This is a genomic window from Euryarchaeota archaeon (genome assembly GCA_016207515.1).
Classification (GTDB): Archaea; Thermoplasmatota; SW-10-69-26; order JACQPN01; family JACQPN01; genus JACQPN01.
Window position 1 is genome coordinate 20,523 of record JACQPN010000004.1, and the last position, 11,139, is coordinate 31,661.

The window sequence follows — 11,139 nt, forward strand, 5'->3', positions numbered from 1 at the left end:
GTTGTTTTCCAGGGACCATGCGTGTGAAGCTAGTCGCCTTGATGTTGATGGTGATCTTCGCAGGCACAGCCGCCCATGGCGGCGCAACGCACGTTTCCGACGATAAGATCCCCTGGGGATGCCCGGCCCCCGACTGCATCCCTGCAATTACGACGCCACGCTTCACGGACGAATCCTATCTCCGCGACGATGAGCTCGTAATAGGGGTCTCAATCGACGGCGATGCAAGGGCGTATCCGGTGAAGGTCCTCGACTGGCACGAGATCGTTGACGACACGGTGGGCGGAAAGCCCCTCGCAGTCACCTATTGTCCGCTCTGCGGAAGCGCAGTGGCCTATGAGAGGACCGTGCAGGGACAGATCCTGACGTTCGCCGTGTCCGGTCGGCTCTACAAGAACGACCTTGTGATGTATGACCGGGAAACGGGTACGCTCTGGGCCCAGATCCCCGGCGAGGGCATCCGTGGCGTGTTGCACGGCGTCAAGCTCCAAACGGAGCAGACCAGCGTCCTCACGTGGGGGGAGTGGCGGTCAAGCCACCCGGCAACGAAACTTCTCGCCCTACCCGACACCTACCCCTCGTCGCAATACGACCGCTACCCATACGGCTCATACCGCGACAATCGGCAGATCGGGATTTCGGGCCGGGAGCGAAGCGACGTGGCGGGACTGCATCCAAAGGCGTTCGTAGCGGGGATCCAATTGCTTGGGGAGGCGAGGGCGTACACCTTCGAATCGCTCTCGCGCCTCGCCGTCGTCAACGACACTCTCGGAGGCGTCCCCAACGTCGTGGCTTTGGTCGAAGGCGAGGTGCACGCCTACGAACGCGGGGACCGGCAGTTCGTCGCCGGGCCTGGGCCAGGGAACATGGTGGATGGGAGCGGACGCATCTACGGTGTCCGATGCGGTTGCGAGACTTACGGTGGCGAGGCCCTGCAACGTGTCGACGTGGTCAACCTCTTCTGGTTCGCTTGGTACGATTTCCACCCGGACACGACCGTTTTCAACGCTTCCGGCGAACCCTTTAGGCCAACGGCGGGGCCGCGTGAGACCTCAGCCGCGGGGCCGTTCGTCACGGGGTTCGCGCTCATCGCGACCGCCGCCGCGCTCGCGTTGTTCCTTCGTGGACGCAGCTCGAAGTAACCTGTACGTCGCAACGAGGCCCAACACGAAGAGCGACGCCCAGACCACCTGCGGGACGGCCACGGTCGCGGCCAAGAGGCGGTCGTTGAGTTCGCCGTAGATGTCCGTGAGGCCCCACGCGGCGTATTGTTCGGTGAGAGCGAGCGTGCCGTCGAAAACGATAAAGGCGCCGCCAAGCGCGATGAGGACGACGCCGGTAAGGAGGCGTGTCGTGGTCGTGGCGCCCACAACCGGTAACGCGAGCGGACGCGCATGAAAGAGGCCGCCTCGGATGAGCTTCGTCCGGTCCCCGACAACGGCTAGTGCGAAGAGCGGCGTGACAATCCCGAGCGCGAACACGAGGAAGAGGAGGATCGCCTCAGCCGTGCCGAACGCGCTTCCAAGGGCGAGAAGCTGGATGGCCCCGATGATGGGCGCGGTGCACGACGAGGTGGCGAGCCCGAAGACGAGGCCCATGACATAGACGCGAGGCGTTTCGTCGTTTCCCGCAAGCATGGCTCTGGCAGTGAGGTGGCCGGCCGAGCGCGAGGAGAGCGCGGCCCACGGGGCAAACCCGACGATCGTCACTAACCCCAAAAGAATCAAGATCGCGCCGCCGGCCTGGAAGAATAGCGTCCTGTTCATGATGAAAAGGTCCGAGAAGAGCGAGGTCGCGAACCCGATCGGGACGAAAACCGTCGCAAGGCCCAAGTAGAAGACGTAAGTCATCTCGATGAGGCGACCCCGGTTCGTGAACGAGTACGCGAAGAAGGCCGGTATGATAGCGCCCGAGCAGGGGGAGAGGAAAGCGAGCACGCCGGCCAGGTACGCGGCCGGAAAGGTCACCAATATGGGGACAGGCATGACGCCGGGCGCAAGCCCCGCCCCTAAGAGGCGCCCAGAGAGGGAAAGGACGCTTGCGAGCCCTGCCACGAGGATGGTAAGCACGCGCGCGTCCCAAACGCCGATTCCCGCTCTCGGGCCGCGTCTCTCCATGGTCCGGGACGCGCTTGATCGCCCGTCCACTTCAGCCGCGCCCCAAGGCCGCGTTTATCGCCTGTGCGAAGACCGGGTACGGCTGGGCCCCGCTGATGAATTGGACGTGGCCATCCGGGGCGACAACGAAAAACGACGGCGTGCCCCGGGCACCGGCCTTCTGCCCGTCGGACAGGTCTCGGCTCACTTCCGACCGCTTCGCTTTCGCGGTGAAGCACGATCTCCAAGCTTCGGCGTCAAGACCTGCCGAACCGGCGTACGTGACGCCCGCGGACTCGATCGCGGCGTCGCCACGCCGGCCGTATTCGAGGTTCAGGTTCGCTTGGTCCCGGTAGAACCACGACGTGAAGTTCCAGTACGAGGCGGTGCGTTGCGCGAAGGCGCACTCGCGCGCGAGCATGCCGGGAGCACCCCATGGGTTTCCCCCGGAGAATTCGCGGCCGATGATCCGGACGCTGCCGGGGTCCACGTAATCGGCCACGATGCGGGAAAGCGTGTCGTCGTGGAATCGCTTGCAGAACGGACAATCGGGGTCCTCGAAGAGCACGAGTGCCACGGGAGCCGAATCGTTTCCGAGGGTGGGTTGGCCGTGCCCGACGACGAGCGCCGCGGTATCGCCGACGTCCCTTGCCGCGATCTGTTGGCTTGCTCCCGAAAGCCATGTCGCCAGAAGCACGCCGAACGCGATCGCGCCGATGCCAACAACGAGAAGGGCGGCGCCGCCGAGTAGCCTTCGCCTGGCGGCCGGACCGTGGGCGTGCGCGTCGTGCGCCTTCAGGTGTCTCGCCGTTTTGAACGTCTTTCCGCATCGGGGGCAGCGGCGCGTTCCTTGGCCGGCGGCGGCCATGATCTCCCTATCGGCTCCTTGTGGAGCCCTCGGCGGGGATCGCGTACCCGGAGAGGAGCATCGTCCCCATGGTCGTGAGCTTGATGATGAGCCTCCCGCGCGTGCCCCGGTCGATCTCGACGAGGCCGAGCTCTTCGAGCCCTTTGTTTTCGCGGCCCCCGCGCAGGTGGTACGAGAGGAGGGACTTGTCCACGCCGGAGGTCTCCGAGAGCTTCTGTAGGCTATCGCTTGCGCCACCCTCCGCCGCGAGAGCCCGCAGTATCGAGAGCTTGCTCTCGCTGATGAGTTCCTGGTAACTGAACTTGAGCACGGGGAACAGCATCGGCTTTCCATTTTCCACGCCGAATGCCTTTAGCCCGTTCACGAACGCTGCCGAGAGCGCAGCACAGCCGGACATGCGAGTCCCCGAAGCCACGTTCACGTAGATGTCGTCGTAACGCACGGAGACGTCTGACACGACCTCGCTGACCTTCCGAAGAACGCCGAGAAGCACGTCCCCTTCGACCTTGACAAGGTCGATCTCCATTTTGAGGGGGTCAAGGAGGCCCCGTACGCGGCGGGCCGTGGCCTCGAATTCCGGGGTGAAGATCAAGATGAGCTTGCTCACCGGGTACTCCCGAACACCGACCATTATTGGGTCCGTGTCCTCGCCGACGGTCGCGATCTGGAGAATGCCCACGGAATATCGTAGAGAAGGTCAATGCCTTGAAGGTTCTCTTGAACCGTTGTGCCGCGTTGGCCTATTTTCGGGCGACGGCGACGGCGTAACCTATGTCCCCGGCACGAAGCGCCCCGCCGAGGGCGGTCGCGAATGCAAGGCCCCTAGCGGCCGTTTCGCTTCCTGCCGAGGCGGCGGTTTCGAGGAGACCATACACATCCATCCGCTCAAGGACTCGGCTTCGGAATTCCACGAGCGCGTCGGAGCGATCAGCGTAAAGGTCAATGCGAAGTCCGGACGCGTTCAAAAGGCGCTCAAGGCTCTTTCGCGGGAGCGCTTCACGCAGGCAAGCGAGGGAGAATACGGGGTCGCGCAGGGCTTCCTGGGGCCCTTCGAGGGTGACGTCGCTCATGACCAAACGCCCTCCCGGGACCAGCACGCGACGCATCTCCGCGAGCACCACCGCCGGCTCGCCGGTGAGGCAAAGCGAGCATTCCACGAACGCGGCGTCGAAGCTCTCGCTCATGAACGGGAGGTCGCCTCCGGTCCCCATCACGAGGGCGTCGGCGCCTGCGGATCTCGCGCGTCGGAGAAGCGGGCGCGACGGATCCAATCCCACTGACGTTGCCCCGTGGCCGCGTGAAAGTGTTTCGAGTGTCGATCCTGGGCCGCATGCGACGTCGAGCACACGGCAGCCCGGTGCGATACGAGCGAGCCTTGCAAGCTCACTCGTGAGCGCGGCCCCACCGGGGTGGAGACTGCGGCCGAGGATAGCCTCGATGAGCGGCTCTTCATATCCTCGCATGTTTGCGCTCACGAGACGCACCGCCTCCCTTCGAGTTCGAGCCGTTCCCTGAACACGTACTTCCCCGCCTCGTCTGTCATGTTGTACGCGCAGAACGGCACGAGGCCCCCTTTGGGATCCGGGACGCCCACGCAACAATTCATGAGGCGCCTCGTGTCGGCGGAACCGAGATCCATAAAACCCATTATGGAGACCGTCAGGCTCCGCTTCAGAAGCTCGCCGGCCGCGCCGGGCACCGGCAGGGCGCACGCGCAGGCGATTTCGACCACGCGGTCGCGGCCCCGCTGCGTCGACGCCATGACTTCGAGGTAGTCCTTCTCACGCACCCTCGACAGCACCTCGGCGAGTACGCCCGGCGATACGAACCGCGTGAGGGGGACCGGGCCCGCGGGCGTCTTCAGGATGACGGTCGCCGCCGAACAGAAGGCCGAACAGCAAGGTACCGGGACGATATCCGTTTCGCGCAGTCCCGGCACCTGGCGGGCCAAGAGGCTAGAAACGGCGCCGACGGAGAGACGGAGCGTGGTCTTTCCATGCCTTCCGAACCGGGCAACGGGTTGGAAGTTCACGGCCCTTACGACATCAAGGTTTTCCAGGGCGAACCTGACGATCTCGCCGAGGCGGTCTTCGTTAACTCCAGGAACGACCGTCGGGACGAGCGTGACGGAGAGTCCCGCCTCGCGGGCCCTCTCGATCGCTTGCAACTTGATCCGGAGGAGTGGACGGCCCCGCGTAACCGCATACACGTCGTCTGAGAGCGCGTCGAACTGCAGGTAGAGCGTGGAGACGCCGGCCGCCTTCAGTTGCTCGGCGTAACCCGCATCGCCCGCGATGCGGATACCGTTCGTGTTCACCTCGATGTGGCCAAATCCTTTCGCGCGGGCCAGCCGGGCGAGGTCGGCAAGCTTGGGGTGCACGGTGGGTTCGCCGCCGGAAAGCTGCAATGGCACTGCGCCGCTCGACTCGAGGACCACTTCCAGGAGGCGACCGACCTCCTCGGCGCTTCGCTCGCGGCCCTGCGGCCCGGAGGACGCGAAGCAATAGTCGCATTCGAGATTACACCGTTCGGTCACCTCCAAGACGGCGACGCATGCATGGCCCGCTTTCACCGCGAGGGCCCGGGAGCCGGGCTCGACACGGGGCTCGGAACCCAGAAAACGCCGGAACTGATCGGCGTCCTCCCAGAACGGGTCGGAGAAGGCGCCGTGTGCCTCGCACCTTCTCTCAAGGTACACCCGCCCGTCACGCAAAACATAATCACCGTCCACCTTTTCGAGGCAGCTCCGGCACAGACTCTCACTTCGGGACAGGGGTTCCTGTGGCAAGACAAGTTACCCAGCTTCCGGCCTGCACTTATACGTGGCCTTCAACGCTTGAGCGACAGGCTCGACATGCGTCGTGACCTATTGACCTTGTGGACAAGCCCGCGGTTTCGTTGGTCATCTACCGGTTCACCGGTCGTCACTTCTTCTTCAACGTCCCTAAGCGTTGGTGCGAGGAGTGCGACCTGATGGTGCACGCCGTGGAACAAGCGATAAGGAGTTCGCCTGACGTGCCCGGCACGTTGGTCGTCAAGCCCTGGTTTGAGAACCTCCCGGCAGCCCTACTCAAGGGAGGGTGGCACCCGCCGGTCCTGCTGGTGGACGGCCGGGTCGTCTGCCAGGGACGGGTTCCGTCGGTCTCCTTCGTCAAGGAGGCGGTGCGGGCTGCATTCCAACGACTCGGGGCGAGCGGTTCGCGGGACGGTTGACGGGACGTTCATGATATTTGCAACCAACGGATGACACCAGATCTGAACCTCAACTGTTTCCGCCTCTTCAGACCGATACCTATCCGCCGCTACCGATTCAACGCACGCGTGCCGCCGCCCATTCCAGTAGCGGAATGAGCGCGTCTCTCAGGATCTCGCCCTGGCGCGTCAAGGAATACTCGACGCGTGGCGGGATCTCCGGATATGCTTGGCGTTCCACTATGCCCTGCTCTTCCAGTTCCCGCAGCCGGTCAGTGAGGGTTCGGGGCGATATCCCCGGGAGAGCTGCTTGGAGGACGTGGAAACGCGTTCGCGCCTTGTTGCCCACGATCCCGATGACGAGGACGGACCACTTTCTGCCCAATGTTTCCATGACATCGTCCAGCGGGTAGACGCAGTAATCACGGCCGTCCTTCTGGATGACGCAAAAGTCCGGGCCCGCGGCCCGCGCCTTGGCCCGCTTCGCTGCGCCCTTACGCAGTAACGTCGTATCACCTCACTCGTCCGTATATCAACTTCCCAGTCCATAATAACTATGGATTCTGCAGCGACGCGAAGGGTGCCTTCACCCGGGGCCCCACCCGCGGACCTGCCGGATCTGGACGCTAGGAAGGAGATGGAATATTGACCCCCGATTGTTGCCGCGTGACGAACAAACCGATGGAGGAGTGGGCGAAGCCCGGTCAGACCACTGAAGAAGAATCGCCGGGGGACCGATGATGACCGCTCCGAAGGGGGCAAGACACCAACACCCCCAACCATGGGAGGGAGAGAACATCCCACGCATCCGGTCAGTGGGCAGGCTTGAAGTGACGACGGCAGACGCCTACTGGACGCTCGTCGCCATCGATCCGGATCAGGCGGCGTCCGCTTGTCCAGCCTGTGGCCATCGAGGGGCGGAGGTCGCCCCGATAACGGTAAGGAGCATAACGAAACGAGACCATCACCCGGCACTCGGGGACATGAAGGGTTTTCGCTTCAGCGACACTCGGGACTGCCCCGTCGTCTATTACAACAACCCGAGCGGCATCTACGTCACCAAGGACGAAACGGTCAAGCGCGTGGGCCAGAAGGAAACCGGAGGCAGTCGCACTATGTGTTATTGCCTTAACGTCCCAGAGGAGCGCATACTTCGCGAGATCGTGGAGGAGGGCTGCTGTACTTCGATGGAGGACGTCCGCGAATATACTCGGGCAAACACCGGCAAGGCTTGCCAGGTGACGAATCCAAAAGGCGCGTGCTGCGAAGAGGAGATCCTCGGTGTCATACAGAAGGGACTTGCACTCGCCGGCCGTACAGGGATCGAACAGCCCCACGTGAGCGCCGAGCCTTGCTGCCAGTTGTCGACGAGGGCGAGGACGACGTGACCAATCAGGGAGCTCCGGCAGTGCCGCGACGCGCAACTTGCAGGCATTGCGGCTATTTTTTTGAAGTGTCCTCCACGGTGCGGGTCGGCGCGTCGGGTGAATACGAGTACTTGTACGCGCCTTGCGCGAAAAAGGGCGGACCCTCGTAGCCTTTCTTCGCGGGAGATCGAGCGACGCGCGGCAGAACGCCCGTCGCACCCCCGTTGTCAGTAGTCGTAAGGCTTCTCCACATCGTCGACCGCGACGCCAGCCCCGATGGCAAGCCTGTTCACGAAGTTGAAGTAACCCGTCGTCAGGATCGTCTGCAGTATCGCCTCATCCTTCCAGCCGACCTTCTTGAGTTCCTCGACGTCGCCGGCGCCGACCGCGCCGGGACTCTTCGTCAACCTCTCGGCGAAACCCGCCAAGGCGGTCTCGGCCGGAGAGAGACGAGCATTCCTGAAATCCTCGGCGAGCGCTTTCGTGCGCGGCTCCTCCCTCCAGTACCGGTCGAGCGCGTCCGCGTGGTGCGCGACACAGTAGTCGCAGCGGTTGGCGGCGGATACGACGACTGCGAGCATCTCGCGCTGCGCCCGCGTGAGACCGTTCTCGGAGTTCTTCCCGAACTGTATCGCGAGGTAGAAGTCGAGGTGGGCGGCGAGGGTCTCTGGGAGGAGGCTCTGTGATTTGAGGATGTTTGCGATGGAGCCGCGTTTTCGGCGCGTGTCGTCGTAGATCTCTTTGAGGCGACCAGTGGCATCCGCCTCGTCGATTATCTTGACGTGTGGCATCGACGACATGACCGCTCCCCGCCTCATCAATGCGATGACCCAAGACCGCGGGTTGCCACGTCTTCCGTGACGCTTTCTTCCGGGTAACCTGCCCCCCGTCGCTTTGATATGGAGCCTCGCCGCTTCGAGAGCGTGTCGTCAGGGGAATTGAAGCCCAGCGCCGCGTGCAAGTCCTGCGGGAACTTCTTCGCGCTCGCGAAAATGGTACGCCTTGGGGCGTCGGGTGAATATGAGTACCTCTGCGAGTCCTGCGCAAGAAAGATGTGAAAGACCCTCCGGCCACCAGAAGGGCGTGGGTCACTGACTTGGCGCATTCGGCCCGAGGGCCGCTGCGGCCTTCCTTCCGTCCTCCGCGCAAAGCCGTGCGGCGTCGGCCCAGATCCGTTTCATCCACCTGTGCAGGATTGGGGCGATCATGGGCGCCATGACGACGCCTAATACGCCGCGGCCTGCGACCACGGTGTGGATCCGCATCTTCGATGCACCGTTTCCATCATCCTCGATCCGGAACGTGTCGTTCACGACGATTGGTCCCATGAGGATCTCCGCATCGAAGGCTAGGGGCCCGACCACCTGGATTGATTCCTGGAATCTGAACCGCATGCCCATCATCTTCCAGAATGTTCGGATCTCGATCCTCCTGTCCGTCCTCGAGGTGGTTTCGATGCGGTAGGGCTGCTCTCGGCGCCGATCGGAGGTGTAGATTGCCGGGAAGTCGAGCCACCAATGGGCGACGCCGGCGGAATCTCGGGCAATGGGGACTTCGAGATCGAACTTCGCCGTCATGTCCCCTTACCGGCGTGGACACGCTTGTGGGCTTTTTCGTCGTCGCACGCACAGACCACGTCGTTTTTCAGGTCCTCGAACGCGCTGTAAGCCGCCACGACACCTTCAGCCACACCCGTGATGGCCTGCTTGAATTTCCTGTCCGTGACGTCGCCCGCCGCGTACGCGCCCGCTACAGTCGTGCGCGACTCGCGATCGATGATGATCTCATGGCGTTCATTCGTCTTGATGCCGAGGCTCTTGGCGAGATCCGAGAGAGGTATCACGCCTATCGCTACGAAAACGGCGTCCACGAGGAGCTTCGCCCCCGAAGCGGTCGCCTTGTCAAGGAGGATGCTGCGTACTTTATTGTCCCCTTCGATTCCGACGACGTTCGTGCCCGTGATGACCTCGATTTTAGGATGATCCGCGACGCGCTTCCTGTTTATCGGTTCGGCTTTGATCTCGGGACCGCGGGCGATCAGGTAGACCTTATTCGCATGCTCCGCAAGAAGAAGCGCCTCCTTTGCTGCCGAATCGCTTCCCCCCACGACCGCGACGGTCCCTCCCTTGTAGAGCGGTCCGTCGCAGAGCGCGCAATATTGGACGCCCTTGTTGCGGAACTCGTCGTGGCCGGGCACAGGGAGTTCGCGGTGCCGAGTGCCCGTGGCGAAGAGTAGCGTCGACGACTCTATCAGGCCTTCTCCCGTGTGGAGGAAGAAGCAGTTCTCGCCGCGATCGACGCTTTGCACCCACGCGTTCTTGATTTCCACTTGGGGATACGACTTCGCGTGATCCTCGAGCTTTTTCGCGAGTTCCTCACCGGTGAGTCGGATGAATCCTGGATAGTTCTCGACCGTGTCCGTGAGGGTGATCGTCCCCCCGATGTCCAGCGCGGGGGAGTGCTCCCCGGCGTTGCCGAGGACGATCGTGCGCAGGTTCAGGCGGGCCGCGTACATGGCGGCGGCGAGGCCTGTGACACCCGCACCGATGATCGCAAGGTCGTACCTGGCGGCCGCCCTCATTTGCCCGCTTCCCCGCTTTCCGCTATGGAACCGACCGCATGCCGTCCGATTTCGAGGGAGCAGCTCGGGTGAGTCCTGCACCACTGCTCGCATCGCCCGGCCAGCTCGTTTTGCATGTAGGCCAGATAGCATACCTCACAATAGTGGACGCTCGCGCCCGCAAGACGTGCTCCTTGGACCATGGCCAACTCCTACTACTTGGTCGGCGACGAGACTGCAAGGCACTCGCGGGCACTCGCGACGGCTTCGCGGAAGGCGGCTTCCAGCCGTTCCCTCGGCGGGGCCCCGATGATCTCGCCGACCTCCCGCCCGTTGCAGAAGAACTTCAGCGTGGGGAGTCCCGAGATGCCGTACCTCTTGGTAAGCTCCGGCGCCTCGTCGGCGTTCACCTTGGTGAAGCGGAGCTGGCCCGCCATCTTCTTCGACAGTTCGTCGTAGATCGGGGCGAGTTTCTTGCAATAGATGCACCACGGCGCCCAAAAGTCGACGACGACGAGATCGTGGCCGCCGAGAGCGATGCTGTCAAAATCCGCGGATGTCAAGGCTTGGATGCTGGTCTGGGTTTCCGGTGTCATTTTCGGTCACTTCCTCGAGAAATGCGTGAAACGCGGTACATGGATTTCGGGGGCGCGTCGATTCAGCCGCAGCTGCACGCGCCCTTCGCCTCGAGTTCCCTTTTCTCCTCGGCGGTTTTTGGAACGTGCATCAGTGGAATGCCCTCGCACCGGGCCCAATAATCGGACTCGATCGGCTTAGGTTTTTCTTTCGCGTCCATGGATTCACGTATGGTCCCGCCTGCCGATAAGGGTTCCTTAGAAGGGTCCAAACGTGCGACCTGCGCCCTTTCGCGACAATGACGACCTCGTCAATCCAAGGCTACTTTGTGGGGTGATGTGTCGTGTAACTCGCTAATCCGACCCGCCTTGTAACTCTAAAACCGACCCCCCTGGCCGGCGGCGACCGTATCGCCGCCGGACCTTGAAAACCTTCTCCCGATTCCCGGGAAGATACACTCGGACTTCCGCACCCTTGCGC

14 protein-coding genes are annotated in these 11,139 nt (G+C 63.1%); 3 read left to right on the forward strand and 11 right to left on the reverse strand.

Annotated elements, in window-relative coordinates:
• Positions 1-17 precede the first annotated feature (17 nt).
• The gene (locus HY556_02305; GenBank protein MBI4392616.1) at positions 18-1,142 is read left to right on the forward strand and encodes a DUF3179 domain-containing protein; all 1,125 of its coding nucleotides are present in this window, start codon (positions 18-20) and stop codon (positions 1,140-1,142) included.
• Here HY556_02305 and HY556_02310 read toward each other — a convergent pair.
• From HY556_02310 to HY556_02330, 5 genes are all read right to left on the reverse strand, one after another.
• A complete protein-coding gene (locus HY556_02310) occupies positions 1,053-2,147 on the reverse strand; it encodes a cytochrome c biogenesis protein CcdA (GenBank protein MBI4392617.1) in 1,095 nt (364 codons plus the stop codon). The genes HY556_02305 and HY556_02310 overlap by 90 nt on opposite strands.
• 1 nt (position 2,148) lies before the next feature.
• Entirely contained in the window at positions 2,149-2,964 is an 816-nt protein-coding gene (locus tag HY556_02315; protein ID MBI4392618.1) for a thioredoxin domain-containing protein, read from the reverse strand.
• A 7-nt stretch (positions 2,965-2,971) separates the two neighbouring features.
• Entirely contained in the window at positions 2,972-3,643 is a 672-nt protein-coding gene (locus tag HY556_02320) for a helix-turn-helix transcriptional regulator (GenBank protein ID MBI4392619.1), read from the reverse strand.
• A gap of 61 nt (positions 3,644-3,704) precedes the next feature.
• Entirely contained in the window at positions 3,705-4,439 is a 735-nt protein-coding gene (locus tag HY556_02325; protein MBI4392620.1) for a methyltransferase domain-containing protein, read from the reverse strand.
• Positions 4,436-5,662, reverse strand: a complete 1,227-nt coding sequence (locus HY556_02330; GenBank protein ID MBI4392621.1) for a radical SAM protein — start codon at positions 5,660-5,662, stop codon at positions 4,436-4,438. Before HY556_02330 ends, HY556_02325 begins: the two co-directional genes overlap by 4 nt.
• 179 nt (positions 5,663-5,841) lie before the next feature.
• Between HY556_02330 and HY556_02335 the strand changes: the two genes are divergently transcribed.
• Positions 5,842-6,177, forward strand: coding sequence for a hypothetical protein (locus tag HY556_02335; GenBank protein ID MBI4392622.1), 336 nt, complete (start codon positions 5,842-5,844; stop codon positions 6,175-6,177).
• A 97-nt stretch (positions 6,178-6,274) separates the two neighbouring features.
• On the opposite strand, the gene HY556_02340 is transcribed toward HY556_02335, so the two are convergent.
• Positions 6,275-6,550, reverse strand: a complete 276-nt coding sequence (locus HY556_02340) for a helix-turn-helix transcriptional regulator (GenBank protein MBI4392623.1) — start codon at positions 6,548-6,550, stop codon at positions 6,275-6,277.
• Between the two features lie 346 nt (positions 6,551-6,896).
• Here HY556_02340 and HY556_02345 point away from each other — a divergent pair, with 346 nt between their 5' ends.
• Positions 6,897-7,544 carry a hypothetical protein gene (locus HY556_02345; GenBank protein ID MBI4392624.1) on the forward strand — a complete coding sequence of 216 codons (648 nt, stop codon included), beginning with the start codon at positions 6,897-6,899 and terminating at the stop codon, positions 7,542-7,544.
• A gap of 206 nt (positions 7,545-7,750) precedes the next feature.
• On the opposite strand, the gene HY556_02350 is transcribed toward HY556_02345, so the two are convergent.
• The 5 genes from HY556_02350 to HY556_02370 all read right to left on the reverse strand — a co-directional run bounded on the left by HY556_02350 (position 7,751) and on the right by HY556_02370 (position 10,879).
• Positions 7,751-8,314, reverse strand: a complete 564-nt coding sequence (locus HY556_02350) for a peroxidase-related enzyme (GenBank protein ID MBI4392625.1) — start codon at positions 8,312-8,314, stop codon at positions 7,751-7,753.
• A 297-nt stretch (positions 8,315-8,611) separates the two neighbouring features.
• Entirely contained in the window at positions 8,612-9,100 is a 489-nt protein-coding gene (locus HY556_02355) for a hypothetical protein (protein MBI4392626.1), read from the reverse strand.
• Positions 9,097-10,104, reverse strand: coding sequence for an FAD-dependent oxidoreductase (locus tag HY556_02360; GenBank protein ID MBI4392627.1), 1,008 nt, complete (start codon positions 10,102-10,104; stop codon positions 9,097-9,099). Before HY556_02360 ends, HY556_02355 begins: the two co-directional genes overlap by 4 nt.
• Positions 10,105-10,298: 194 nt before the next feature.
• Complete coding sequence (locus tag HY556_02365) at positions 10,299-10,679, reverse strand: thioredoxin (GenBank protein MBI4392628.1); 381 nt, start codon at positions 10,677-10,679, stop codon at positions 10,299-10,301.
• 62 nt (positions 10,680-10,741) lie between these two features.
• Entirely contained in the window at positions 10,742-10,879 is a 138-nt protein-coding gene (locus HY556_02370; protein MBI4392629.1) for a hypothetical protein, read from the reverse strand.
• Between the last annotated feature and the right edge of the window lie 260 nt (positions 10,880-11,139).